We start from the raw sequence: 24,553 nt of genomic DNA, 5'->3' as shown, positions 1-24,553 counted from the left end.
TATCACACCTTTGAAAGTAGCATGCGAACCGCCGACAACTCCGGCCGCGCCGCTGGCGTGCCGGTAATCGTAATCAACGTGCGCGCATCGAGGAGGGCCGCCGGGTAGGCGGATCGGATAAAGGTTTGCTCGACGAGGCCGTCGCCGAGTTGGGTTGCACTCGAAACCGGAATGTTCGGGTAGTCGCCCGGCATTCCAATTTGGACCGTCGCGGAGGAACCAGCAGGCAAGCGGGCGTCGAGTGTCACCAACACCTTGTTTGTGTCGGCGGCGTCTATAGCTCGCGTTGCATAGTTCGCGGTCGTCTGTAACTCGCCCTCGATAATCTGGATATCGGGAAACAAGAACGGCGTTATGCGCTCGGTTCCGCGCAAGACCGCCTCGACTTGGATATCCTCATTCTGGATATACTCGTCGAACCGGATCGTTTGCGAGGGTGCCGAAGTGATTACTTCGCCGCTTGGTCGGCGGAGCCGGATCGAGATATCGACCGAAGGGTCGGGGTATTCGACGCCAGCACGAATAATCACGTCCGACATTTTGTTCGCCTTGAATGTGCCGATCGGGACAACCCGCTCGACAGGATCAAAGCGACAGCCGAGCATTTCAAACCAAAGATCGGCCTCGTTGTGAACCGTCCAAGTCGAAGCGTTCGACGATGAAAGCAGTACTCCAACCGTGAACGGTTGCTCGGAAATGACCGCGTTCGTGTCGAGGTCGATCTTGCCAATCTCGGCCACAAACAACGAATGCTCCGCGTCGTCCGTTAGCGCCACGAATGAAAATTCCCGGCCACCTTGGATGAAAACCGGGAAGTTGAAACGTGCCGTAAAGACTTCGCCTTCGACAAGGTCTGTACCGGGAACGAACGCCTCGGCAAGAACGGTTTGCGTCGGCATGCCGACCTCAACCGTTCGTAACTGCACCGCAATCGAATTGCTTCGCGATCCCACTTTTGCGCACATCAACCGAATGCCCGAGAGGCACCACGATTGAGCGAGCGTAAAAGTCTGTGCAAGCGGATCGTGCCCGCCGCCGCCATCGCTTCCGCCCTCTCTACGGATCGGTGTCGAGTTATTCGCCGCAACATTCGTCACATTGGTGACGTTCGTCACGTTATTGATGACGGTGTTATTGACGACGGGTTGGGGCATCGTGTCCGTCGTCGTTTCGAGCGACGACGTAAGGCGATACTCCTCAACCGTGATCGAACCGCGTCCGACGTAGGTGCAACCGGCCTCCGTTCCGACCGAGCCTTCAAAGTAAATGGACTTCGAACCGGCCGGAATGTTCGGCGGTGTGGTGAAATGCCCCGTAATTACGCCGTCCTCGTCGGCAGGCCCCGAAACGGTAGGCACAACGGGCACACCATCGAACTCGACGAGCACCAAAGTTTCATTTTCGATGAAGCCTTCCAGCCGGAAGTTAACGTCTCGCTGCCGGATGAATTCGGCATTGACGACGCGCTCGCTGACTTTCTCGACCCTTTGCTCAAGCGAGATACCGCTTATGAATTCGCCTTCGCCAGCTTCAAAAGCCTGTGTTTCCGGAGACGTCCAAACGGTTTGCTTGTCAGTCCAAATGTCGGTTGAAGGCTCGACGCTCGCGCGCCCTGGCATCGGAGTGAACGTCTGATATGGATTGATCTTCATCGCCTTGCTTCGCCGTGGCTGGCGAATGACGGCGACTTCGGAAAAATCCAGATGACGGATACCCACGAAGGCAGGGAATTCGTGCATGCGAGCGTAGATCGGCAAGGTCATCTTGCCGCCAAAGACGGCCGCCGTCTGCGCGATGCCTTGATCGCGCATGGCGTCATTGCGAAGCGGATCGACGAACAGGCCACGCTTTGCGCCAACATCGCGTGCAGACACGTCATTCTTAAGACGCTCCTGCGCAACGAGGTCGTACACGTCAAGCAACATCGTTCGAATGTCCTGTATTTCGCTGTAAGGCACATTCCGGACGCCGGTAACCTCGACGAGTGGCTTTTGACCCCAATCGTTCCAAATCCGGGCGAGTTCGATCATGCTGTCCGATACGATCGGAGGGCGAGGACGAGACACCGCAGAAGTGCCCGTCACGTAAACCATAGAGCCGGTCATATCCATGCAAACGGCATCAATGCGCGGTAGCTTGTACGCGTAATCAATAAGAACGTTCGTATCCTTGGCGGCCCCGGTCACAGTAACAGTGTCGCGAGTGACCTCGTCCGGCTGTACGTTCTCATTGTAGCGGTATTTGACCGTGTAAGTCGTTCCCGGTGCGGGTTCCGGCCCGGATGGCGACCAGTCAATTTGCCCCTGCGAGAGCAACCAGCTTGCCGGCGAGGTGTAGACCGTATTTCCCTGTTTGATTTCGAGGATCGCGGTGACTGACGGGTGTTCCAGTGGATCGACGACACCGGAATAAGGTCCATGAAGAACGCTTTCGGTGACCTCCTTTTCCACTGTTACCCGACGAACGCTTGAAATCGGTGCCTTGGAAACCTTGAACGTCTGCGTTCCGCCGGTCGCCTCGGTAAAGGGGTGCGGCTCGGCGTCAACGTTGCGAAGGTCCGGCTTCTCCTCAACATCGAACGGGTATGATTGACGCCGCACAATGCGGCGACCATTCACATAGGCCGTCCCCTCGGAAACAGAAAACGCCTGTTTGCCGTCGGGCTTCGGCCCGAGGGCGGTAATCAAGAAGCCGTTGAAGACATACGACCCGTTGCTCTCGCGCGAATAGCCTTCGATCGCCTTGTAGATTTCCGAAAAGTCGATGTTTGTTGACGTCGTGAGGATAACGCCGTCCCGGACCTGATATACCGAAACGAGCGGCTCGGGGTCACCGTCCTGCGAATGCCCCCAAAGAACGGTAATTTCAATTCGGCTCGGCCCTTCCTCCATGTAGGCTTCTGTGCCGGGGATCGAACCCTTCAAATCCACGTCGACCACATCGGTTACGAGGACTTGCGAGCTTCTGACACCGATGGTCAGGTCGCCCTTGTTTGGGAGGACAAAGGTCGCGGCCGGCACGTCATGGACGATACCTTCGATGTAAATCGGGCAGGCCGGGAGGCGCACTCGAATATGGTCGTCATCCTCAATTTCAACAACCGGGTCTTGGCCGTCCATGACACGGCCGTCTTGAAGGATATAGTCAAACCCACGGCGCATATGATCGATTTGCATCGACTGCAATTCGTTCAAATCGGTCGATTGAAGATAAATGCCCTTCTTGTCACGGCCGACGTCCTGAAACGCGATTGCGTGGCGACGTAGTGCGCGATCAAACCGATCGCCATAACCGGCGCGCTTAATGATGCTGTTCATGGCACCTCACATTGTCAGAACGAAAGTGAACGTTTGACCGATCGAGCCATCGCGAATGATCGGCGAGAAGCGGTCGACTTCGATCATTTTCCCAAGGTCGACCACGTCGGCGAGGGGGACATACATCTGACCGGCCGGAACGCTTTCGGCCAATTTTGTACCGACGTACATGCCCGTTTCGCGCAACGTGTTGCTGCTCGCGTCGTCGAGATCGAGTTGAAACCGTATGAAGACGTACCCGGTCGGCTCGGAGCTTTGCGAAAACTTCGCGCCGTCGGCCATGACGATTTCGCCGTTTGGATCAGGCACGACAAAAAACTTGTCGCGCGTCCTCGTCATGCCAACGGTATTTTCAAGGCCGGTCAGCACCGACCATGCGGCATCTTGGGCCGCCTGTTCTTCTGGCGTAGACGGCCGGGGCTGATCGTCCCATTCCGGCAAGCCTTCGCCGACGGCAAGAAAGAGCGTCATGTCATAAAGCGCTTTCGCCAGTGCGACGCGCCCGTCTTGGGTAAAGACAGCCATTATTCAAATCCTGTTTGGACACGCGGCACCGGAGCGCCGAAAGGTTGATGAACAAACGGCGCATTCTGGAATGCGACCGTAGCGCGGTTGCGGTAATCGACCCGAACCGCCGCCAGCGACGCGAAGCGCGTCGAGTGCTGGCTCATTGGAATGATCGATTGGACGGTTCGAACCGTCTCAATGTGTTGAACGTCCTTGACGTCCACTCGCCCGCCAGTCGGGACAATGACCTGCTTGCGGTGGTTGACGCGGATTGAAACAACGGGTCCGCCGGGTTCCTTTCGGGTGCCCGACCATGTGTTTAATCCTGCCCCGCCATTGAGCCGGTGCTCATTCAATCGGAACGCCCTTACGTCCCATCCCGCGGTCAGGCGGGCGAATTCCGAGCGCAAGGGCTTCGACGACTGGACTAGCTGCGTCGTCGGCCGCAAGAATTGGGTATTGGTCGGCTCAAATGGCAGGTGAATTTGAAACCACCACCATTTGCGTGCTGTCGCTGGAAACTCCTCGATATCGCCATCGTGGTTTATCCACCGCAAGGACTTATGGATCGCTGCGGGCGTTCCTATAATTCTCTGCCACTGGATGCCTTCGCGAATGACGTCCCGAAGGTTCGGAAGAAACTCGGCGACCTCCGACAAACCATATTCCGCGACGAGATAGGGAATAACCCTGTCGATCGGGTGGAACTTAAACCCGCGCAATTCGACGATGCCGGGCGACAGTTCCGGGGTTCGGTCAAGAGCCTCCGAAAATGCCTTTTCCAGCGCCGTCGCATTGCTTGGAAGCAATGCGATACGTTCGGCCATCAGTAATCGCGCCCCATATAGTTGAGTTTTATCTCGCCGATGGCGATTGCGGTGCCCGGCGCGGCAATAAGAGGAGCGGTCGGACTAACCATTTCCACGCGCTGGACGCCTGACACGTGCAAACGAGCCTCGATCCATGACGGCACGAGGTCGAACCCGATCCCGGTTTCTGTTGTCCAAGCCTTCCGAAGCGCATCTTGCAGAGGCGTCATATCCGCAATGGGAGCGGACGGTAGTAGCCAGACATTCGCCTCGACGTTTGTGCGGTTCTGGACGGCCGCTTCGACGACGACGGTATCGTTTAGCGGACGAACGTCGTCGCTCGTGACGATTGCACGAACAGCGTCGAGCATGGCGTCGTCTGGAATGCCGTCATTGTCGCGTGAAAGCACGGCGACATGAATAATCGGCCAAAAATCCTCACGATAAACGGCGACGTCCCGGATGCGGACGTCGGCGCGTCTGGCGGCTGCCTTGTACCAATTCGCGCCGCCCGCAGGCGAGCGCGCTTGAATAGCGAGAACGGTCCGGCTCCGAAGGGCTTCGTCATCTTCGCCTTGCAGGCGCTCCACATCGTAGAAGGCTGCGAGGTGGTCAAGATCGGCACCATTCGCAAACGCCAAAAGGTTTGCTCGCGCCGCATCATTCACGCGCGCGCGGAAAAGTGCTTCGCGGAACGATGCAACTTGCATCAACTTATTTGCGAGCGCGCTTTCGAGCGCCAGAGTTGGCGCGATGGCGGGAAACAACCGAATAAGCTCGTTCTGCATGTCGGCGAGAATTTGCTCGAATGCGATTGTTTCGATCACGTCGGGCGAAGGGTAACTTTCGAGATTGATTGTCATATCAAAACCAGCCCCCGGCCCACGGCCCCGCTAATGGTTAAATGCTTCGGACTGCCCGACGTGAAATTGCCGATCAGCGCTAACGGGCGATAATCGCCCTCAATTCGAACCTGAAATTCTCCGCTTCGGTTAACGGAAAGCGGCGTTATCTTCGCGATCTTGAAGCGAGGCTCCCACTGGTCGATTGCTGACGTCACGGCCGCAAAGAACCGGACAATCGTTTCAGTGGTCAGATTTTCGCCCATCAACGGCGGAACGATCGATCCGTACCATTCCCGCATGACACGCTCGCCGAAGAACGTTGATAAGAAATCACCGATACATTGTTCAACATGCGCCCAACCTTCGATGATTTCCCCGGTTTGCCGATCAATATCGATGCCGAGGGCAGAGTTAAGCGACATGGCATATCTCCCGGCTATTTCTCGGCTTTTCGCCGCGGTTGCTTGCGTTCTTGTTCCGGTCGCTCGGCAGAGGGCGGGAGCGCGATTGTTCCTAACGCCAACTCATAGGCGGCCTGACTGTCGGATAGGGCGATTTTGCCGTCCTTCGGCTTGCGCTGCCCGGCGATCCAGTCGCCCGCGCGTTCGGTCACGAGATAGGTCTTTTTCATGGCATCCTCTTTCTATGGAATGCGGAAGAACGTCCGCCCCGTTGTCGGGTGCCCGCACGTTGCAAGGTGCCCCTCCCGGCATACGGCAATGCCGCCCGCTCGAAAGGATGGGGAACCTTCCGCCATGACCGGGCTGCTATGCGGGAAAATTCCATGCCCCGAAACCCGGTCGCCCTTAACCGCAATAGGTTGGCCGTTGATGCGAAACCAAGGTACTTGCAAGCCGAGTTGCACGCCCCCGGCCGTATCGACACCCACTAAAGCAATGCCCGGCATGGTTTACCCCTGACTAAAATCAAAATCGGGCGCGACAGCCTTTAGGCCCGCGCCCGTCAATTCCATTGTGGTGCCGTCGCACTCGATCAGCATTCTCGGCACTTTGATCACAAGCTCGTTTCCCCGAGCTTCGATAGTAAGCGCGCCAAAAGTGATGACGTTCTCGTCGCCCTTTTCGCTTGGTGATTTGTTGCTGTCGCTCCATGTCATCGGAACGGCCAATCCTTGCCGGAAATCGCCAGCCCCGCTTAGAACCGTCATTTGCTGCCCGACGGTTGGGGGAGCGTGAACCTTTAAGCCGCCGGCAACCTGCGCATACGGGATTGGAGGCGAAAGCATCGGCTCTTTGTCGCTTCCCCCAAGGCGAACGCGAACCGTCCCTCTTTTGGGGTCGACCTCCGCGACCGGGCCTTGCTTAATCATGCCGTCGAAGCGTCGCTCAATCTCGGCCGTTCGGCGAAGCACCTCGACGAGTAGCTTATCTATCCTCATTTCGGCTTCTCCGGCCCATCGACTTCAACGGCTTTTTGCTCGTCGACCGAAAAGCCGTCAGTCATTTCGACGGCAGCAAGCGGGACAATTTCGGATATCTCAACTGGCTTGCTACCGATGATATCCGTCTCGTCGTTTGCAAGGCCAAGCTGGCCGCGTGCGAGTTCCCAAGGCAAATAGTCACCGCCCGTAATCTCGGCTTCGATCAGCTTCGCCATACCAGCGAAATCGGGATCGGCCTTCATGGCCGCAAGGACACGTCCCCAAGCGCTTCCCGGTGCGGGCGTTTCGCCCGGTGTCGGTTCGTTGATATGGTCGATTGAGTAAATGTATTGCCGGGCTGCATACCGGACGCCCTTTTCTTCGTCCGCACCGCGTCGGCTTGAAATGGAATGCACCTTTACGACCAACGTTCGCCAGAGGTCGCCCCATTCCCCGCCATCTGCGGAGAGGGCCTTTGCGATTTGCCAGCCGACAATGCCGACGGTCGCCTCAAGACCGGCATCGCTCGCCGGTATTGATATGACTTCGGTCGTCGCGCCTTTGCCGACTGCCACTTCGATTTTTTGAGTAACGGCAACCTCAATCACTAGTTCGAGCTTGTGATTGCCCGCGCGCAGGTCTCTACCTTCGATATCGACGTTGTCGTCGTCAGTGGTGACGACGATCACCGGCCGAGGTTCGCCTTTTGCGACGAGGTTGATCGGATTTATCTTGCTGTCGAAAATCCGATCCTCGGCGAAGGTTCGATCTTTCAAAGCGCGGATAGTGGCGAGGCGAACGGCGAGGGCTGTAAGGCTCATCGGTTTCCATCCAAAACAAGAGAAACGACAACGTCGCCACGGTCGGAACTTTCCGGCGCGCGGGATACTTCATAGGGCGGCTCCTTCGGCCGCTCGATAAGGAGAATTTGATCGCCTTCGCGAAGCGCGTATTTCAACGCTTCATAGACCGGAGGATCGAACCAAATGGCCGCCTCGCGCTGTGAAAGACGCGTTGACGTGTTGATCTTCGTGCCGCGTCGCGATCCGTCGAAAGGTGCCGTTTCCGGCGTCAATGAAACGACGACGAAAACGTCTACAATTCGACGGTCAGGATCGGGAGAGGGGCCGCTATAATCGCTTTGAATGCGAGGTACGACCCGAACAAATTCCCCAAGCTCACGCTGCACCGCCCCGAAGGCGGTGCGCGCTGCGATGCTGTTGAGGCGCATAGCGGTTAGGTCCGCTTGCCCTTCATAAGCACCTTCGGACGGGTGCAGTATTGGAGCGCGTTCATCTGCGTATCCAGATGAACGCCTTTGTCGTTCTGCATCCGATATTGCTTGTTGTAGAGGCGCTGGCCGATGGTATTCACCGTGTCGATATAGTCGGCCGGGGCGTAGGCGGTCTTGAAAAGGCCCGGGACGCCAGTCGGGAAGAAGTTTGCCTTATCCGGCTCAATGAAAGTCTTTCCATCGACAACTGCGCCACGATAGTTTTCCCACACGATGCCGCCAAACTCAAAGATGCCGTAGCTTGAGCGGTTGGGGCCGACATAACCTTCGCGAAGGATTTGTGCTTCCGACCAGCCCTTGAAGGTTTCGCGGACTTCGGGATGCGAGAGCAGATCATCGAAGAAATTGTCGCCGACAAACGAATGAATGCCGTCGAACGGGATGCCGCCGAGAATGTCCGACATTTTGCGGACTAGGCCAGCGCACTTCTTGCGAAGCGCACCTTCCGCCGGGTTCGGATTGTCGAGGTCGAAGTCAATCTCGGCTTCCGGGGTGACGCCGAACTCGTTAAAGAGGTTGAGCGTCGAGCCGTCGGCATAGATCACGATGCCCTTGACCGCACCCATGCGGGCGTGTTCCTCGGTCACGGCAAAGTTGATGACGTGGGTCTGCTGGCGCTGACCGACCTTCATCATGACCGTTTCAAGCTGGCGCTCGGTGCCGAAGGCGCGGACGCCCTGTACTTCCTCGGCATAGATCGCGTCATTGATCTCAAAATGAGGAATGATGAGCGAGCGGAGGTCGCGCTTTTCCTTGCCGATGGTCGTTCCCGGAGCGCCGCGCGGGGTTGGAGGAACGATAGTCAAAATATCGCCCTTCTTTTCGATGGCGATCGTCGTTGTATCAACGCCACTATCGTTAAACAGACCCATTTCGCCGATGCGACCGGGCTTGAATTTCAGTTCATTGATAGCATCGGTCAGGCTCGTGGTCGAAAACGCCGCGTCGTTAAAAATATCCAACATCTAAGTTGTCTCCAAATTTTCGGAATGTGGTGCGTTGCTGCGGCGGGATGCGTTAGCGAACGATGATGCCGAGGGCGGCGAGAGCGGAAATTGCGGCGGCCTTTTTCTCCGCCGCGATTACCTCCGGCCAAGCAAGGCAATGCGTATTCACCTCGGCGTCACGACGAAGCGCCGCAATCTCGACGGTTTCACCTTCGCCAGTAAGGGCTGGATAGATCGCGATGGCGGAGGGCTTTTCGCTCCCATCTTCTCCGTCTGGATTGTAGGCCACCGCCTGATAATCTCCGGCCTCAACGCCGACGATCACTTCAAAGCGGTCGCCTGCGGCGAACGGAGTGCCACCGGCCGCGATGGTGAACTTGACCTCCTTATTGAAGGCTGTTCCTACCGTGGCATTGCCGATGTTGACGCCAGTCGGGTCCTCAACTGCAAAGGCGGTGTCGGACGTCGCGATCGCGACATAGGTGCCGTTCTTGGCCTTGGATGATACCGGGGTGCCCGCCATCGTCAGCGTGCCGTTACCGGCATTTTCGGCTCCTGCAACAACCGTTGCGGTTACGCCAGCCGCCATCGCGAGAAACGCCAAGATCGTCCCCGCCTCAATGGCCTGTTCCGCAGCGACCGTCACGTTTTCGCGCGAGCGGTGGCCGTTGGCCTCGCTCAAGATAAATTCGCCCGCGTGGCGGGGTTCGACGAACACTTTCGACATTGTTCAATCTCCAATGAAAGCGATTTGGGAAAATATGGGAGGGCGCTTGGAGCGCCCCGCGATCACATGCGTGCGTTGAGCTTGCTTGTGACTTCACCCCACGCGGCTTTTGTCTTTTCGGCCTTGCTCGGCTGTTTGTCGGCCTTTGGGTCAAAGACTACGAGGCCGCCGACAGCTTCATGCGAACGCTGACCTTCGATATCGGCATCGTTGTCAGGTTCTGGCTTCGATGCTTCCAGACCTGACAGAACGCCCTTGGCGGTTTCCGCCGAAAGGTCGGTCGTAAACGCAAGGTGCATCGCCGAAGCTTCGCGGCCTTTGGCTTCCGGCAGATTGAGAATTGCCTGAATGCGCGCCCTTTCTGCGGTCGCTCCCGCCTTTTCGCCGACCGTCTGGCCTTCGGTGCGAGCGGCTGCTACGGCGGCATCATGTTCCGCGCGAGCGATCATTTGTTCATTCATGGTGTTGCTCCTGAATTTGGAGGTTGCGGAGGGGGATCGCCCGTCCAGTTCTTTGATGACCGCCTCGAAATTGCCGATGCGATCAGCCATTCCGGCCGCAACTGCGGCCGAGCCAATAAGCACGTCGCCGCCGCCAAACTTGGCGATCACGTCGTCGGGCTTTACACCTCGGCCTTCTGCGACCGTGGCGATAAAAACGTCGGCGAGCGCATCAATCGTGCGCTGAATGCGCGCTCGCCCTTCGTCGGTTGAGAGGTCCGTTCGCTTCCCGGGGATTGCGACGAAATGAATTCGATCCGTCCGGCCTCGGCGTCTTTTTGCTGGTGTCCTGCAAGGCTGCACGAACACCAATCGAGCCAAGTAAAGCGGTATCGGCGATCACGATTTCCGTTGACTGCGAGGCAAGCCAGTATCCCGCCGAGGCTGCCGAACCGCCGACATAAGCGACAATCGGCTTGATCGCCTTCCCGGCGCGGACGGCCTTGGCTAACTCGTCGACGTTCGTCACCGATCCGCCGGGCGTGTCGTAAGACATGACAATCGCCCGGATCGACGGGTTGTCGAGTGCTGCTTGAAGGTCCCGGCGCAAAATGTCGTATGACGTTGCGCCGGATATGGCCGTAAACAGGTTGGCGCGACTGACAAGCGGGCCGCGAACATCAAGAATGGCGACCGACCCGCGGCGGGTCAGGCGCTCGGCAGTGGGGACATGCTCGGCGCGATAGGCTTCAAGAGCATCGATCGAGACGTCATTTTCGCGGGCGGCAACGGAGAGGACGAGTTCTAGCCCTTCGGCTGTTATCGCCCACGGCTCCGCAAGCGCCGCCCGGAGGGCGCGCGTTGCTGGCATTGAGGTTTTCCTTGTGTTTTACCGGCGTCGTGAGCCGGCGACGATCGCAAAGCGACGGTTCAAACGCGGAAGTCCGTTAAGCTCGCGGCATTCATCTTCCGCCCTTTGCATTTCTTGCCGCAGCATCGCGAGATTGCCTTGCAAAACAGAAGTTTGGACTTCCTGTTCGTTGTCCCCGTGGCGGAAACGCACGCGTTGAGCGGTCCCTCCGGCAAGCCTGTCGAAATAGGCTTGCCGAAGTGCTTTTTGCTCTCGCGCAAGGATCATCCCAATCAATGGCGACTGGCCCGATTTTTTCGACCATTATTTTTCATCCTCAATTACGAGTTTGTCGCCGACGGGATCGGGAACGATAGGCCCCACTTCGGGGGAGGCCAAGCTCTTTCCGCTTCTTCTGCTCTCGTGCACGTTGATCGTAAACGTCTTCCCAATCCGCACCCATGTCGTTGCAGATCATTTCATCGCTTACGACGCCGAGCCGTTGGTAAATCTCGTGCGCCTTGGCCGATTTGAGGTCGTCAGCTTGAGGCTTAGGAGGTCCTCGCCAATCTGCGGAACACGCCTCTGAACGTTGTGCGCGAAACGCTCGCGGCCCGCCCGGGAAAGGGATTGTTCCGCGTTCGATCTCTTCCTCAAGCCATGCCTCATAGACCTGCTGTAAGAAACGACCGCAGATATTTGCCCGCCGCGAAAGCGTGATGGGCCATTTTTCCGCTGTGGACATGCGTACCGACGAGTATGTCGCCCCGGTGTAATCTCCCGTGAGAGTTTCCACGGTCATACCGAGGCAGCTTGCAATCTCCCGGAGGAGGAACTTGCTGAACGCCTCGTAAGTGTCGTTCGGATGCTCCGAGCGGTTCATCTTAAGGCTTTCGCCCGGAAACAGGTGAGCAATTCGCCCTCCGACGCCGAGGTCGATTTTCGTCTGCTGATACCAAGCCTTTTTGAAGCCGAACAACGTCTCGGCCGGTGCGCTGTCATCCTGCTCGGTCGGGTCTTGAAGCGCCCGCATAAGGTCCTCGGTCGGGGCCTCGCTCTCAATCGTGGCGGCAAAGATCGCCTGAATGAGAGCGGCCGTTAGCGTTGCGTCCGCAAGCTGGTCATACTGCCGAAGGACCCGAAGGACGGGAGCGAGCGGCGTAATGCCGCGAACCTGCCCCGGCGCACCTTGGAAGATATGTACGACCTGCGGCCGCCCCGCGCCGTCGCGGGCGGAAATGTCAACTCGTTCCTTGTAAACGCCATCCCGGAGGAACCGATAGGCGAGCGGAAAGCCGAAACTGTCCATTCGCACGCCTTGATAAAAGCCTGTCAACTCATCCGTGTCCTGCACAAGTCGGTGCGGCAAAACGAGTTGAACTTTCGTCCTCGACAAAGCCACGTCCCGGCGGATCGAAGGCAGAAGGCTTACGGCCTCGCCATAGGCATACCAAGTTTTCAGGACCATCGCCGTCAGTTCGCCGATGGAATGCTTTCCCGCCGCGTCGCACTCGACCGGGTTCTCGGACCAGAGTATCCAGCGCCGTTCGACACGGCTTGTCCAGTCGTCGGCCTGCTTTTCGTCCCATCCGAGCGCGATCCGGTCGGGCCGGGGCGCAAGACGAAGGCCCGTGCTGATTGTGCTCGCGACGGCCTGCTCGACCGCCCCGGCAATCCATCCCGAATTGTGGAGCGCATCGATAGCGCGCGCGGCCGCCTCGACGTAAGAGCGTGCAACGTCCTCGCGGGCGTCCCGGAGGGAGGGCCGCCACGCAAAAAGCGCGGCTGCCCCGCCGCTCCCCGGCGAGCGGAAGTATTGCGCCGAATGCTGCGGCGACGAGGCCGGGAGACCCGCGCCCCGAACGGCATTCCGAAGATGTTCAGATACGCGAGTGAGAAGGCCCATGATTACAACCCATTAAATCCAGCCGCAATCTTGGCGATCCGGTCGAACTTCGACCCGCTCGCCTCGACCGGCTTACCGTTTGCATCGGGAACCGCAATTCGCGGTTCCGCTCGATCGTCGTCGTCGTCACGTCGTCGAGCATTCGGGCCGAGGCGGTGCGCATTGAGTTGGAAACCGGCGGCGGCGGCCAGTGCCTCGCAGTCAAGCAAGTGGTTTTCGCGCGATCGCTGCACCCAAACCGGCGTGCCGGAAGGTGACGTCGTGCGGGCTTCACTTACAATTTGCTGGCAATAGTCGTCCGTGGTTTGGGAATGGAGATACCACGCCCCAAGTGCTGGACTGCCATCCTCGGTTAAATGAGGATAGCGAAGTCGTTCATGCACCCAACTTTTCCAATGGTCCGTATCGAGGAGGTGCAGCGTCAGGCCGTACTTGGCCGACTTGCCGTCAGGTTTCACCTCGATTTTCGACTGAATGATCGGCTTTGACTGTGTGCGTCGCCCCTTTGTAGGGAAGACGAAACGCGGGAACCGCCTTGCAAACTCGTAGACGCGATGCTCCGGCACGGCAAATTTTTTGCCGGGCCGGAAGCCACTGTCGACGAACGCAAGCCTTATCGGCAGGCTGTCGATAGGTTGCGTAAGCAGGTCGGCAAGATCGTCCCAAACATCTTGCTGCGAGGTTTCTCCCCAAAGATCGCCGCTATCGACAAGCCAAGAGGTCGCGCGCGGCCCCCAAGCCCGAATTACAAACGGGAGGCGGTTTTTCTGGACGTCGACGCCGGCAGTCAAGAAAACCGCTTGATCCGGCAACGTCCGAGGCAGATACGGGGCCTTGAGCCTCGCGACCTCCTCCCATTCTGGCACGTCGCCGCCGCCGGGAGTGAAAACCTCGCCGAAACCTGCGTTCACGGCAGTTTGCACTTTGTCGCTATCGCCCGAGGCAAGCGCCTTCAAATAAGTTTCGGCCCGCTCGCCGAAGGAAACGAAAGGCGACGCAAGACCAGAAACCCAAAACGAAAGCGTTGTCGTGTCGGGCGGATCGCCGAAGACGTTGCCGTCTTCGTCCACCGTCTGGCCCGGCGCGACAAACACGCCGGTAGCGTTCATTTCGGCCTTGTCGCTCTCCTCAATCACGCAACCGTTGCGGGGGCATTCAAGGAAAGCCTCGCGACGAGCTTGCGCAGGCGTCGCACGCTTAGGCCATGACAAGCATTTGAACCGCGGAACAAACCACTCCCGACAGTGCGGGCAACGCCATGTCCAATGATGGCGCGTGCCCTCTTGCCAAAGTTTCCAAATTGGTGACGCGACGTCATCCGTCGGCGCGACCTTCCAGAATTCAAGGCCGGTTTCCTCGTCCATTTCCGTTTCAACCATTCCTTGGGAGGGCGTGGACGTGATGCCGGTCATGAAATCTGCGTAAGTGATGCCGCGGGCTTCGACGAGGCCGAGCGGATCGCCCTGGCCTTTGACGTTCTTGAGCATTTCGTCGTACTCGTCGACGAGTGCCAAACCCGCAGGGTCGGACTTAAGCGCGGTGGACGAACCGGCGTGAGCGAGGCGGACAGTCACGCCCGCGACCCGTTTCAAGGTTTTCTTCATTCGCTTTCCGCGCGAAAGTTTTGCCTTGAGCTTCGGGGCCTCGTCGAAAAGTCCCATAAGACGCGGTTCAAACTGATCCGTTAGGAACTCCCGAGAGGGACCGACATACAGGATCGGCACCGGCCGCGTGTCGCAGCGGTGGCCGATCACATCGAGAATGCTTTCGGTTTTTCCGCTTTGCGCGCCGGTCACGAGGACATTGCGGGTATATCGATGGTCGTCAAAACCTCGCGTGAACGGCACAGCGTAAGGTGTAAGGTACGGGTCGCGCTGTCCGGGCTTTCCCGAAGTGGGGGGATAAACCCGGTTTTCAGCGCCCCATTTGTCAGCCGTCGTCTTCTCTGTCGGTTCCCAAAGGATCGCGGCCAGATCGTAGAGCCTCGCTTGCCTCTCGGAACTTGTTTTGTGATCGAGCAAACGCGCCATTTAGACCCTTCTCAATCTCCTCGCGCAGCTTCACGTCCCGCGTAACCGATGCGGGAAGCCCTGCCAGTTCGGCCCGGAGCGTGGCTAAGATGCTGGATGAAACGGCCTCGACGTCGTCCATTTCGACGAGCCGGCCTTCCTCTTTGGCGATACGAAGTTCGACTTCGCGCTGTCGCGCTGCCTTCAAGCCGTTGTCCGCCGCTGATTTTGTTGATCGCCGTTCCTCGTCTTTGAGGGAGCGGACATAGCCTTGCACCACTGCGACGAGCGGATACTTCCCTTTGACCGCCGCCGGGACATAGCCATTCGCTGCCAACTGCCGGAGCCATTGCGTCGTAATTCCCAAGAGGGAAGCCGCCCCGCTGGCGGAAATCATCTCCTCGCCAGTCAAGGCAAACGCTCGCGGCGTCGGAGGGGCGACGGTTGGTTTTTTCGCCATGGCGAACATTCCTTCGGTGCAAAGCAAACCGCGATTTTCGAAAGCTGAAAAACGCGCAAATTCGGGGCTGCGGCGGCACCGCATGCCTTGGCCTTGGGGTACGGTCCCTAAAGGGGTGGGGGGTACCTCGCCCCGCAGGCGGTCACCCACGCGCGCGGTCACCCTGCCGATACCGATTTGACGTCCGCGCAAGAACGCGCTTCTACGGTCAAATTTGAGGCTTTCGACTGGCCGGGGTCAGGAGAGCTTGAATAGGCGCATGAGTTCATGCTCGACGCGGGTCATGACGAACCCACCGACCATGCGCCACTTCTCGGCCGTCGGGTCTTTGACGACCTCGCGGGCGATGTTGGGACCGAACAGCGGTTCGAGCGGTCCACGCTCTTTGCCTTCACGCTTGAACACCCTGCCGTCATATGCGGGGACGATGAAGGTCGACTTGAAAACTCGGCGCTTTTTCCACGGGGCAGCGCTCACACCTTTCTTGCCTTGTCGGGCGTTGAAAAGGTTGAGGTTTGTTTCCCCGCCTTCCGCTTCCAATTTGTATTCGAGCTTGTTCGGGTGCGCTCTAATGGTTTTGACGGCCTTGTTAATCAGGCCGTACTTGATCCCGGTTTGAGCGACCAGTGAACGCTTGACTTGCGTGCGGGCTTGGTCACCACCGCGATTGAGTGCCCGGGCGAATACACGCTTTGCATCACGTTCGCCGATTGCTTCCAGCGCTTTGCCGTACCGCTTGAATACGCCGTCCGAGGTGATGACGATGCTTGCCATGATTTCACCTGATCAGAACCCGGCATGAAAAAACGCGCGGTGCCGATAGGCATCACGCGCGCTCGCATGCGGATTTAAAATTTAAAGATTTTCGATTTTAACGATGGATCAGAATAACAATACTAGATCGCTCGTCTCTCCGGGAGACTTGTCGTCTCCCGTCGCCTCGCTCTCGTCGGTGCTCTACGATCCGCGCGCGACCCCATCGTCTTAACGCGAGAGAAAGAGCGAAATTGTCTCACTCGTCAAGACGAATTTTTTCAACCGGACGCGATTTCTTCTAACCGGACACGACGGGGCGGAACCTAAACCATTGATGTACCGACGGTTTCGACCAGTGCCGGACAGGTGAAAATATTTTTGTCCGGTATGCGTGTCCGCCATCCTTTCAGTGCTTTACAACCGGACAATTCGATAAGCTATTGGAATTGCGTTTATAATTGACATGGCGGACAGTGGATTGTCCGCTTTCTCCCCTGTTTATGTCCGGCTATTAGCGCATTTTGTCCGGTTGCCGCATTGCTATGTCCGGCAGCGTCTTGCGCGGGCGGCGGCGCAGTGCTTTGCGTCTGGCGGGTGATTTGCAGGCGATTTGCCTTTAAGAAAAGTGCGAAAAAATCTAACTTTGCTATTGCGCTGTTAGATAAAATCTGCCAAAACATAGTCACAAACAGCGATTTTATAGCCGAGCCAGATAGAGAAAAATGCCATGCCCATTAGCCCCAACGGATACACTGACGATTTCGGGCCGAACGTCTCCCGCATTCTTAGTCAGGGAACCCTCGTCGTTCGTGGTCGCATCCCTGCACAAGTGCGGAAGGAATTGTCGGCGGCTGTAAAGGCAAAGGTTCTTGGTCGTCTACGTAAGGATGGCCTGAAGCCTGAAGTCTACTTTCATCCGAGCCACAAGAACGGTGCGATTGATCGGCAGAAGCGCGAAGCGGCCTATGCCATTTCTTGCATCGCCAAGGTCATAGCAACTCCAGCGCAGGTTCGCGAAGGCATCGAGCAGAGCGGCGGCGATGTTCTGGAATACGCACTCAACGAAATGAAGCGGGGCGCTTGAGCCTTTCAGTTTCCCGTCTCTTTCCCTCCAGTCAGGGGCGGGTTTCTCAAATGTTCAAACGAGTTGGGAGTAACGCAAATGACGCACAAGCACACAGTACCGCAATCAGTGTTTGACAGCCCGGAAGCGCGTTTCATTGCCAAAATTGCGACCAAGCAGGCTACCGATGAACTGGACCGGATGAATCCTAACGATCTGGATGTCGGCAACCCGAACCATCCAATCAACAGCGGAATATTCGGTTACGATGCCCGAGAGTTCCTCGCCAAACAATACCGTTCCTAAGCCTTCCGGTTTCCGCCCGGAAGGGCGGCTTCCCGAATGCTTAACCACCACATGAGGCATTATCATGCAGATTTTTGAAGTAGAATTGCCGCGGGGAAATCAGCGCCGAGAAGCGCTTAAGCGCCCGCTACCGGAAGCCCAAATTGCAACGCTCCGCGAGGTGAGCGCCGCCTATCAGGCGCGATGCCCGTTCAAGGTAGGCGACATAGTCACCCCGAAGCCGACGTCGACCTATGCCGACAAGGGCGTTCCGCATGTCGTCCTTGAGGTTGCGGCGGACCCGATACGGGATTTCGAAACCGGCGACTGCCTTTTGGATAACTACGGTTGCCGTTTGGATATCCGGGTTGGCGTGCTGATCGGCGACGAGGTCGTCGCATACTGGCAAGAAAGCTGGCAGCACCAACTTTATCCGGCCGAGTAACGGCCGCCAATCAATTCCTTAAAATTTCCCGCCGACTGATCGCGCGTTTCTGCGCCACGGCGAAGCTATGTCGAAAGAGGACGAGCAATGGCTCAAATCCGATACATGACCGGGCCGGAGGTCCGCAAACGGTACGGCGTCACCGCACAGACGCTAATTAAGTGGACCCGTGACGAAAGGCTCGGCTTCCCGAAGCCGCTCTCGATCCGGCGTCGCAATTTCTGGCGGCCCGATGAACTCGACGCTTTTGACCAGCGTCAGCGCGATTTGCTTGCATCGAGGAGCGTTTGAGAATGGATAACCTTACTCTCAATGTGATCGAACATATGCAGGCGAGGGGAGACACCATTCGCCGTGTTTACAATCTCCCGACCGACCTTCACGCGCGCTTGCTTAATTACATGGCAGCGACGGGCATCGACACGGAAGTCGAAGCCGTCCGCCGGCTTTTGTCCGACGAGCTTAACAACCACGAAACGGCCGATCAGGCTTTTTCCCGGCTGGCGATGATGCAGGCCGACGAGGCAGCTATTGCAGCTTGCGGTCACCCGCAGGTTGAGGGCTTCCGCTGGTCCGATAGCCGGGACGAGTTTGCAATTTTCCTGCGCAACGGCCGAGTTATTCAATACGTCGACGGATTTGCCCGTATCGACAACCTGCCAGTGAGGGCGGTCCTATGACGACGGGCAAGACGACGCCGGGGCCATGGACCCAAGGCAAACTTCTATCCACGGCCACAACGCGGCGCTGGACGAAGGAAGTGCGCGACGAAGTGCAGACTTCGGAAAGAGTTCGCGTTTTCGCGAATTTTAGGGCGGCCGACGAGGGGCGCGGCCGCGAACTGGTAGCGGTATTTCAGCGGCCGGAAGATGCGGCGCTCGGCGCGGCGGCTCCTGAATTGCTCGATGCCGTCTACCTGGCTTTGCCGTTCGTCGAGGATGCGCTCGAAAGTCCAGTGTTCACACCGGGTGTGGTCAAAAAAGCCGTCGCGCAGTTGCGCGCGGCTATCGAGAAAGCGGAGGGGAAGTAATGTCCTTTAAGCTGTCGAAGGCCAAGATGAAGTGCCCGAAATGGATGAAGAGAGCGGACTTTAATCGCATCCTCCAGATGGACACGGAAGAAGCGCTCGACGAGGTTGAGCGGCTCAAGAACGAATTACGCGAATACAAGCGTAAATGGCGCGAAGAAAACCGGGAGAAGTACCGCGAATATAAACGCGAGTATGTCCGCCAATGGCGCAAGAAAAACCCGAAAAAGGCTAAGGAAATAGACAAGCGAAAGCAGGATAAAATAAGGGGCGATCCCGTACTACTCGAAAGGGCGAGGCAGCTTCGCCGCGAAAGTAGAGCGCGCACCGGAATATACACAAACAAAAACGAGCGGGCGATAAGAATGCGCCGATACTACCGCAACAAGTCTTTGAAGATGGCGCGGGAGAGGCCAAACGAATTGCGAGCGCTTATCCGTCCGATGGTCCCCGGCTATCTCGACCCATCGGCAAAGATGGATGTGATCGCAGCGGTTATGGAAATGGCCCTCAAGAATAGGGTCGAGTTCAATAAGCTGAATGAAGCCGTCAAAGCGGCAGTGACCGCCTACAACCGCCAGTTCGACCAATTCAAGAACGTCTCTATCGACGCCCCGATCGCCGGGACGGACGGCCTTACGCGCGCCGACTTGCTCGATAGCGAAACGTTCCATTTTTAGGAGAAAACCAATGAAGGACAATGAAACCGGCATTTGGTCGATGGACGTCGGTGAAAGAAGCATTTTGCTCTATTCAACACGTCAAGACGGATGGCGAAAGGGTCAGCCTGTTCTGGTCAATGACGTGACAATTCGTATCGAACGCGGTCGAGGTTCTTCGGCTGATATCGAAGCCGTCGCGGCCGACATTCTCCGGGCCTTTAGGAGTTCCCATCCTTCAATCAAAATCGAACTGAAACGAACGGCCAGCGAAACGCCGGTCCCTTCTCACGGCGGCCCTGCGGTTGCCGTCACGTGGGAACTTCGCCTTAACGGCGTCGTCATCCAGCAAAGTTATGACCGCTATCGCTGGTCTGATCGCGAAAAGGCGGGTCTGAAAGCGCCCGCCGGCATGCAAAAGCGTCTGCTTGATCTGCAAGCGGCGATTGACGGCGCAAGCTCGGGAAGGGAGGGCGACAATGAGTAAATCCGAACGCCTTTTTAATCTCATTCGCGCGATTGAGGACGGCCGCCGCCATACCTCGGATAGCCTTGCTACGCTTTTGAATGTCACCCCGCGCACCATTTACCGCGATATCAAGGTTCTTCGTCAACAGGGCTGGCGCATCCCCGGCGGTGCCGGTGTGGGGTACGTCTTTATGGGCCGGGCGAAAGTGCAGGGCTTCCATGCGCCAACCGAACAACCGGAGGCAAGGCTATGAAGACTATCGAGCAAATCATTCGTGGCGATATCGGGCAGGGCGGGCCGCAACTTCCTTCGGACGAGATAGAACAGGGGAATTGAACCCGGTTTAAATTCGAACTAGCCTCTCTCCCGACTTTGAAGCGGGAGAGGGCATATGAAGAAATCCGAAAAGCTTGCGGTTATGGCCGGGATATTCGGGGCCATCGTGTGCGTTGGGCTGAATTATTGGCTCGGGTCCGAGGTGTGGCCTTGGTATGTTCATGCGGTTTTATGGGGGATTTCGGCGCTTTCCGCGTATAAAGCGCTCGTCGGCTTCGCCGTCACCGACCGCTTAATCGATAATTGAACAGCGGGGAAAACCTGCGTTATTCCGACGCTGGTTTCTGTTCGTGCACTGACCGCTCATTGACGAGCGTCTAATTTTGTTCTCATGATGTTCTCATGCAGATTGAGACACTAGGAGACGCCTACACGCACAGCGTCCGCATTAGAATGCGGTGCGCGTGGGGCAAAAGAGACGCAATGAAGTCGGTTCGCGAATGCTTGTTTAGCGCGGAACTTGACGTCCAAACGCTCGTCTGTACCCGCGGTAGGGACATGCCGCTCACTTTTCTGCAAGAGCGCATGAAGTGCCCGTCCTGCGGGTCGAGACGGGTTCGGCTCTTGTTCGACTTCCCGAGCAATTCGGGAGCCGGGGCGGTTGCCGCTCCACTGCCGAAGTCGGCGAGAGGATACTAAACGGGGGCTTACATGATTGAGGTTCTTCTTGCTGCGGCCATAATGACCAGCGCGCCGCAAGCATTGGACGGTGATACATTCGTCATTGATGGCGAGCATGTACGCATCGCGAATATCGACGCACCGGAAACCCGCAACGCGAAATGCGATGCCGAGCGACGCCTCGGGCGTGTCGCCAAGCGTCGGTTGCAGGAATTGCTTACTTCGCCCGGCTTTGAAATTGAACGGGGCGACCCGAAGTCCGGCCGCATCAAGGATCGCTACGGCCGCACGCTGGCGACGGCCTACGTCGAGGGCGTTGACGTAGGGGCAATTTTGATCGAGGAAGAACTTGCCCGCCCTTGGCGGGGCAAGCGTGAACCGTGGTGCATCAAATGAAGTCAGAACATAAGCTCGATATTCCGCCGCACGTCGCGCAATCTCTTTCAAAACTCGCAAGGGCCGGGACGTTTTCGGCGAAAGAATTTGCGGAAGCAAGCAGGAAAGCGGCACTCGCTACTCGTCGGGGTCTTTCCCCTGAATGCCGACAGCCAATCCCCGCGAAACCTCGCTAACTGCTCGGGCGGCTTCTAAGGCCGTCCAACCAGCCTTTTCCGCTTGTTCAATGATATCGACGACAGCGTCCGCGATAGCCTCCTGACAATCGATATTCCGGTCGGGATATTTCCCTTCGCGCTTCGGACCTATCACGGATTTCAAATGTTCTGGCATGCCGGTGACCTCCCTCATTGACGAGGAAGGTAGGGCGATGAAATTAGCCGTCCAGTAAATCGCCCGTTTCGATGGGCTGCATAGTGTCTTCGCCCTGATACCGGCTCGAATTGACGTTCGTGGAAACGCGCCACGCCTGCAAGTTATCATCATTGGCAGGCTTCAATAGATCGACGCGCGGCTCGGCGAGCCAAGCGCGCCAATCGCTTTCCTGCAAAATCACCGGCATGCGAGTATGGATTTTCTGCATGAAGGGGTTCGCATCGCAGGTGATTATTGTGCAGCTTGTGACCGCCTCGCCGGTTTCGCGATCCTTCCAACGGTCATGCAGTCCGGCGAACGTCAACGGCCGCCCATCCTTGGCCGAGATAAACCACGGCAAGCGTGCCTCTTTCGGCCCCGACCATTCAAAAAAGCCTGTTGCCGGGATTAGGCAACGGGTCCGCTGTAGCGGCCCTTTGAACATGCCGCTTGTTGCCACGCCCTCGGCCCGAGCGTTGAAGGTGGAAGGCACTTTGTTAATTGGCTTGTCCCACCATGACGGAACAAGCCACCAGCGCATTTCTGAATAGGCCAGGTGCTCGCCGTCTTGCGTGATAACGCCGACTTGCGTCGTCGGGGCAATGTTATAGCGAGGCTGGATATTTCGGGGCGTGGTCGCCGTGAGGTTATACATCGCATAGATTTCGGCCCACGTGTAAGTTTGCGTGAAACGCCCGCACATTGTCTTTCCTTCCTCTGAACTACCTATGCTAGGATTGCGCTCACTCCCAACGGGACCAAAGCTTTTCACTGCATTCCACGTAAGCTTCAACTTGATAAGAAATCGGCATTGTGAAAGCACCTACGCCATTGGCTAGCTTTTCCCAATACTGAGCGGCTAAGTTGACGCAATCAAACAAGTCATTATAAATCGGCGGTTCTTCTTGTGGCGCGGCTATATGCGCAACATTTTTGTTCCTGAAGTGAATTAAACTTTTTGTTGCGGGTGCTTGGCGATACTCATCGAATAGCTTGAGAGCCAATCTGACGTCGTCTTCGTACGCATCTTTCGAATAATCGTATGTTTTTAAGAACCTTTCGACTGCACCGAAGGTAAGGTCACCGCTTCGGACGGGGAGCACGTCACGAGTTGCAAACAGAACAAGCCGAGAAATAACGGCATTTATCAAAAGCTTAACCGCACGACCGGCACCATCGTTATTCAAGCCGCGTATGACTGTCGGCCGGTTTGACCGCTCGATGATGCAAACTAACGCCATAGCTTCTACTGCATGTTGATATCCGCTTGATGCGATCGACTTAACCGTGGACCAATCATTTATCGTCTTAGAACTGTTCATTCATACCCCTCGTCATACTAATTCATCAATCGTCACACAGAGGGCACCGGCAATCTTCTTCATCGCGTCGAGAGAGCCTTCGCGGGCACCCTTTTCAATCTGCGACAAGTAGGCGGCACTAATACCGGCAGCCTCGGCGAGTGCCTTCGCGCTCATACCGCGATAGTCGCGCCAGACCTTGATTTTGTTCTCGCCGTCGATCATGCGATTGACGAATTCCGCCGGGATCAATTCTTCTTCACCGGCGGCCAGCTTTTCGCGGAAGGTGCGGGCGGCTGCAATGTCTTCGCGATCCTCAAAAGCTTCAAGAAGCTTATCGTAATCAGCCTTGGGGAGAACCGCCATTTCCTCCCCCTGCGGCGTCTTGATGATTTGAACGTTCATTTCCGTTCTCCTTATTCGTATGCGCCGCCACGCGGCGCTATCCTGATTACTTCGATAATGCGGCCATCTTCTGTGAAGATAACCCGCCAGTCGCCAACTCGAAGGCGGAGCAACCCTTCGCCGCCCTTGAGCGCCTTAACGTTGTTCGCAAGGCTCGCCGGATCGGCGGCATATTGTTCGATCTTCGACCGGATCAGCTTCGCCGTGTTGGCTGGCATCTTGATCAAGGTCTTGGTTGCTTCGCGGGAGTAAGTGATCTGTTCCATGGATTGAAATTAGCAATATGCTAATTAAAAAGCAACCAAAAAATTAGCATTATGCAAATAATGAGCGGCGGAACTTTTAGACGGCGAGAAAAAGTCCGACCGAAATCGGCCCCTTTGTGCTGAATTCGAAGGTAAGGAATGCATGCCGCTTGAAATTGTCGCCCAAGGCGATCTTTCCTGTTCCCCGCTTGCTCTGCTTCTTCTGCAAGCCTCTCCCGGTCGTCGTTCGAAAGGTTATGCCGGTCTAGACGGCGATTATTACGCCTTTCGGTACTCATGCACGTTATAATTTCATGAACTATTGACGCGATCTCGTCGCCGAAAAGGAACGTTGCGTCCGAACGCGCTCTATAAAGCTTAAAAGTGGCCTCCTTAGTCTGTTGGCCGCTTCCGTCATCCATATTGGAAAGCGTAATCGCTTTCAGCACGTTTTCGTAGATCACAAGACGCTTATCGAACAAGTCGACCATGACTTTTGTGTGGGCTGTTTTCCATTGCAAATAGGCAACTACAACAACACTCACGCCGATCAGCGAAGCAGGTATAAGTTTGTAGGTTTCCAGCCACCAGTTTATTTCAGTCATGAAAGACCCCCGAGTTGCTTGATATAGGTCATAAGCCTCGGGGGTGGTCAATATCTTGCGCTTAGGCACTTATCACATTCGAAACCAAGAGAAT

35 protein-coding genes and 1 pseudogene are annotated in these 24,553 nt (G+C 56.9%); 11 read left to right on the top strand and 25 right to left on the bottom strand.

Features of this window, described 5'->3' with window-relative positions:
- Nucleotides 1-2 precede the first annotated feature (2 nt).
- The 19 genes and pseudogenes from LJ361_RS18790 to LJ361_RS18705 all read right to left on the bottom strand — a co-directional run bounded on the left by LJ361_RS18790 (nucleotide 3) and on the right by LJ361_RS18705 (nucleotide 16,266).
- Nucleotides 3-3,317, bottom strand: a complete 3,315-nt coding sequence (locus LJ361_RS18790) for a DUF4815 domain-containing protein (RefSeq protein WP_264812088.1) — start codon at nucleotides 3,315-3,317, stop codon at nucleotides 3-5.
- A 6-nt stretch (nucleotides 3,318-3,323) separates the two neighbouring features.
- Nucleotides 3,324-3,842 carry a hypothetical protein gene (locus LJ361_RS18785; protein ID WP_006472985.1) on the bottom strand — a complete coding sequence of 173 codons (519 nt, stop codon included), beginning with the start codon at nucleotides 3,840-3,842 and terminating at the stop codon, nucleotides 3,324-3,326.
- Complete coding sequence (locus LJ361_RS18780) at nucleotides 3,842-4,651, bottom strand: phage tail protein (RefSeq protein WP_151657828.1); 810 nt, start codon at nucleotides 4,649-4,651, stop codon at nucleotides 3,842-3,844. The genes LJ361_RS18785 and LJ361_RS18780 overlap by 1 nt, the downstream gene beginning before the upstream one ends.
- Nucleotides 4,651-5,496, bottom strand: a complete 846-nt coding sequence (locus tag LJ361_RS18775; RefSeq protein ID WP_151657829.1) for a baseplate J/gp47 family protein — start codon at nucleotides 5,494-5,496, stop codon at nucleotides 4,651-4,653. Before LJ361_RS18775 ends, LJ361_RS18780 begins: the two co-directional genes overlap by 1 nt.
- A complete protein-coding gene (locus LJ361_RS18770; protein WP_151657830.1) occupies nucleotides 5,493-5,900 on the bottom strand; it encodes a GPW/gp25 family protein in 408 nt (135 codons plus the stop codon). The genes LJ361_RS18775 and LJ361_RS18770 overlap by 4 nt, the downstream gene beginning before the upstream one ends.
- A gap of 14 nt (nucleotides 5,901-5,914) precedes the next feature.
- Nucleotides 5,915-6,109: a hypothetical protein gene (locus LJ361_RS18765; RefSeq protein WP_151657831.1), complete on the bottom strand. Its 195-nt coding sequence runs from the start codon at nucleotides 6,107-6,109 to the stop codon at nucleotides 5,915-5,917.
- Nucleotides 6,110-6,121: 12 nt separating this feature from the next.
- Nucleotides 6,122-6,385, bottom strand: a complete 264-nt coding sequence (locus LJ361_RS23645) for a PAAR domain-containing protein (protein ID WP_151657832.1) — start codon at nucleotides 6,383-6,385, stop codon at nucleotides 6,122-6,124.
- A gap of 3 nt (nucleotides 6,386-6,388) precedes the next feature.
- On the bottom strand, nucleotides 6,389-6,877 hold the full coding sequence (locus LJ361_RS18760) for a phage baseplate assembly protein V (protein WP_151657833.1): 489 nt from the start codon (nucleotides 6,875-6,877) through the stop codon (nucleotides 6,389-6,391).
- Nucleotides 6,874-7,680, bottom strand: a complete 807-nt coding sequence (locus LJ361_RS18755; RefSeq protein ID WP_151657834.1) for a hypothetical protein — start codon at nucleotides 7,678-7,680, stop codon at nucleotides 6,874-6,876. Before LJ361_RS18755 ends, LJ361_RS18760 begins: the two co-directional genes overlap by 4 nt.
- Complete coding sequence (locus tag LJ361_RS18750) at nucleotides 7,677-8,090, bottom strand: hypothetical protein (RefSeq protein ID WP_151657835.1); 414 nt, start codon at nucleotides 8,088-8,090, stop codon at nucleotides 7,677-7,679. The genes LJ361_RS18755 and LJ361_RS18750 overlap by 4 nt, the downstream gene beginning before the upstream one ends.
- A gap of 5 nt (nucleotides 8,091-8,095) precedes the next feature.
- Nucleotides 8,096-9,118, bottom strand: coding sequence for a major capsid protein (locus tag LJ361_RS18745; protein ID WP_151657836.1), 1,023 nt, complete (start codon nucleotides 9,116-9,118; stop codon nucleotides 8,096-8,098).
- A 52-nt stretch (nucleotides 9,119-9,170) separates the two neighbouring features.
- The gene (locus LJ361_RS18740; RefSeq protein ID WP_151657837.1) at nucleotides 9,171-9,827 is read right to left on the bottom strand and encodes a head decoration protein; all 657 of its coding nucleotides are present in this window, start codon (nucleotides 9,825-9,827) and stop codon (nucleotides 9,171-9,173) included.
- Nucleotides 9,828-9,889: 62 nt separating this feature from the next.
- Nucleotides 9,890-10,288, bottom strand: a complete 399-nt coding sequence (locus LJ361_RS18735; RefSeq protein ID WP_264812087.1) for a hypothetical protein — start codon at nucleotides 10,286-10,288, stop codon at nucleotides 9,890-9,892.
- A gap of 102 nt (nucleotides 10,289-10,390) precedes the next feature.
- Nucleotides 10,391-10,480 (bottom strand): annotated as a pseudogene (locus tag LJ361_RS23640) (hypothetical protein); the annotation flags it as partial.
- A 19-nt stretch (nucleotides 10,481-10,499) separates the two neighbouring features.
- A complete protein-coding gene (locus LJ361_RS18725) occupies nucleotides 10,500-11,138 on the bottom strand; it encodes a S49 family peptidase (RefSeq protein WP_264812085.1) in 639 nt (212 codons plus the stop codon).
- A 316-nt stretch (nucleotides 11,139-11,454) separates the two neighbouring features.
- Complete coding sequence (locus LJ361_RS18720; protein WP_264812084.1) at nucleotides 11,455-13,023, bottom strand: phage portal protein; 1,569 nt, start codon at nucleotides 13,021-13,023, stop codon at nucleotides 11,455-11,457.
- A gap of 2 nt (nucleotides 13,024-13,025) precedes the next feature.
- The gene (locus LJ361_RS18715; RefSeq protein WP_264812083.1) at nucleotides 13,026-15,053 is read right to left on the bottom strand and encodes a phage terminase large subunit family protein; all 2,028 of its coding nucleotides are present in this window, start codon (nucleotides 15,051-15,053) and stop codon (nucleotides 13,026-13,028) included.
- Nucleotides 14,953-15,576 (bottom strand): hypothetical protein, encoded by a 624-nt coding sequence (locus LJ361_RS18710; protein ID WP_151657840.1) that lies wholly within the window; start codon nucleotides 15,574-15,576, stop codon nucleotides 14,953-14,955. The genes LJ361_RS18715 and LJ361_RS18710 overlap by 101 nt, the downstream gene beginning before the upstream one ends.
- Before the next feature lie 153 nt (nucleotides 15,577-15,729).
- The gene (locus LJ361_RS18705; protein WP_151657841.1) at nucleotides 15,730-16,266 is read right to left on the bottom strand and encodes a phage tail protein; all 537 of its coding nucleotides are present in this window, start codon (nucleotides 16,264-16,266) and stop codon (nucleotides 15,730-15,732) included.
- A gap of 709 nt (nucleotides 16,267-16,975) precedes the next feature.
- On the opposite strand from LJ361_RS18705, the gene LJ361_RS18700 reads away from it, so the two are divergent.
- The 11 genes from LJ361_RS18700 to LJ361_RS18650 all read left to right on the top strand — a co-directional run bounded on the left by LJ361_RS18700 (nucleotide 16,976) and on the right by LJ361_RS18650 (nucleotide 21,549).
- Entirely contained in the window at nucleotides 16,976-17,332 is a 357-nt protein-coding gene (locus tag LJ361_RS18700; protein ID WP_151657842.1) for a hypothetical protein, read from the top strand.
- 78 nt (nucleotides 17,333-17,410) lie between these two features.
- Nucleotides 17,411-17,617, top strand: coding sequence for a hypothetical protein (locus tag LJ361_RS18695; protein WP_151657843.1), 207 nt, complete (start codon nucleotides 17,411-17,413; stop codon nucleotides 17,615-17,617).
- 64 nt (nucleotides 17,618-17,681) lie between these two features.
- Nucleotides 17,682-18,041 (top strand): hypothetical protein, encoded by a 360-nt coding sequence (locus LJ361_RS18690; protein ID WP_151657844.1) that lies wholly within the window; start codon nucleotides 17,682-17,684, stop codon nucleotides 18,039-18,041.
- A gap of 87 nt (nucleotides 18,042-18,128) precedes the next feature.
- Nucleotides 18,129-18,332: a DNA-binding protein gene (locus tag LJ361_RS18685; protein WP_151657845.1), complete on the top strand. Its 204-nt coding sequence runs from the start codon at nucleotides 18,129-18,131 to the stop codon at nucleotides 18,330-18,332.
- A 2-nt stretch (nucleotides 18,333-18,334) separates the two neighbouring features.
- Nucleotides 18,335-18,721 (top strand): hypothetical protein, encoded by a 387-nt coding sequence (locus LJ361_RS18680; protein WP_151657846.1) that lies wholly within the window; start codon nucleotides 18,335-18,337, stop codon nucleotides 18,719-18,721.
- Complete coding sequence (locus LJ361_RS18675) at nucleotides 18,718-19,071, top strand: hypothetical protein (protein ID WP_151657847.1); 354 nt, start codon at nucleotides 18,718-18,720, stop codon at nucleotides 19,069-19,071. Before LJ361_RS18680 ends, LJ361_RS18675 begins: the two co-directional genes overlap by 4 nt.
- Nucleotides 19,071-19,748: a hypothetical protein gene (locus LJ361_RS18670; RefSeq protein WP_264812082.1), complete on the top strand. Its 678-nt coding sequence runs from the start codon at nucleotides 19,071-19,073 to the stop codon at nucleotides 19,746-19,748. The genes LJ361_RS18675 and LJ361_RS18670 overlap by 1 nt, the downstream gene beginning before the upstream one ends.
- 10 nt (nucleotides 19,749-19,758) lie before the next feature.
- Nucleotides 19,759-20,214 carry a hypothetical protein gene (locus LJ361_RS18665; RefSeq protein ID WP_151657849.1) on the top strand — a complete coding sequence of 152 codons (456 nt, stop codon included), beginning with the start codon at nucleotides 19,759-19,761 and terminating at the stop codon, nucleotides 20,212-20,214.
- Nucleotides 20,207-20,449 (top strand): HTH domain-containing protein, encoded by a 243-nt coding sequence (locus LJ361_RS18660; RefSeq protein ID WP_151657850.1) that lies wholly within the window; start codon nucleotides 20,207-20,209, stop codon nucleotides 20,447-20,449. The genes LJ361_RS18665 and LJ361_RS18660 overlap by 8 nt, the downstream gene beginning before the upstream one ends.
- A 138-nt stretch (nucleotides 20,450-20,587) precedes the next feature.
- Nucleotides 20,588-20,779 (top strand): hypothetical protein, encoded by a 192-nt coding sequence (locus tag LJ361_RS18655; protein WP_151657851.1) that lies wholly within the window; start codon nucleotides 20,588-20,590, stop codon nucleotides 20,777-20,779.
- Nucleotides 20,780-21,183: 404 nt separating this feature from the next.
- On the top strand, nucleotides 21,184-21,549 hold the full coding sequence (locus LJ361_RS18650) for a thermonuclease family protein (protein WP_151657853.1): 366 nt from the start codon (nucleotides 21,184-21,186) through the stop codon (nucleotides 21,547-21,549).
- Between the two features lie 117 nt (nucleotides 21,550-21,666).
- On the opposite strand, the gene LJ361_RS18645 is transcribed toward LJ361_RS18650, so the two are convergent.
- The 6 genes from LJ361_RS18645 to LJ361_RS18620 are packed head-to-tail and all read right to left on the bottom strand — an operon-like array spanning nucleotide 21,667 to nucleotide 24,459.
- Nucleotides 21,667-21,882 (bottom strand): hypothetical protein, encoded by a 216-nt coding sequence (locus LJ361_RS18645; RefSeq protein WP_151657854.1) that lies wholly within the window; start codon nucleotides 21,880-21,882, stop codon nucleotides 21,667-21,669.
- A gap of 43 nt (nucleotides 21,883-21,925) precedes the next feature.
- Nucleotides 21,926-22,606 (bottom strand): SOS response-associated peptidase, encoded by a 681-nt coding sequence (locus LJ361_RS18640; protein WP_151657855.1) that lies wholly within the window; start codon nucleotides 22,604-22,606, stop codon nucleotides 21,926-21,928.
- Between the two features lie 40 nt (nucleotides 22,607-22,646).
- Entirely contained in the window at nucleotides 22,647-23,225 is a 579-nt protein-coding gene (locus LJ361_RS18635) for a hypothetical protein (protein ID WP_151657856.1), read from the bottom strand.
- A gap of 12 nt (nucleotides 23,226-23,237) precedes the next feature.
- A complete protein-coding gene (locus LJ361_RS18630) occupies nucleotides 23,238-23,609 on the bottom strand; it encodes a helix-turn-helix domain-containing protein (RefSeq protein ID WP_151657857.1) in 372 nt (123 codons plus the stop codon).
- Between the two features lie 11 nt (nucleotides 23,610-23,620).
- Entirely contained in the window at nucleotides 23,621-23,875 is a 255-nt protein-coding gene (locus LJ361_RS18625; protein WP_151657858.1) for a type II toxin-antitoxin system RelE family toxin, read from the bottom strand.
- A 20-nt stretch (nucleotides 23,876-23,895) separates the two neighbouring features.
- On the bottom strand, nucleotides 23,896-24,459 hold the full coding sequence (locus LJ361_RS18620; RefSeq protein ID WP_151657859.1) for a hypothetical protein: 564 nt from the start codon (nucleotides 24,457-24,459) through the stop codon (nucleotides 23,896-23,898).
- Between the last annotated feature and the right edge of the window lie 94 nt (nucleotides 24,460-24,553).

Source organism: Brucella sp. JSBI001 (assembly GCF_026014005.1).
In the GTDB taxonomy this organism is placed as follows: domain Bacteria; phylum Pseudomonadota; class Alphaproteobacteria; order Rhizobiales; family Rhizobiaceae; genus Brucella; species Brucella anthropi.
Note: the sequence above shows the minus strand (reverse complement) of the source record. Positions and strands in the feature narration are given on the sequence as shown.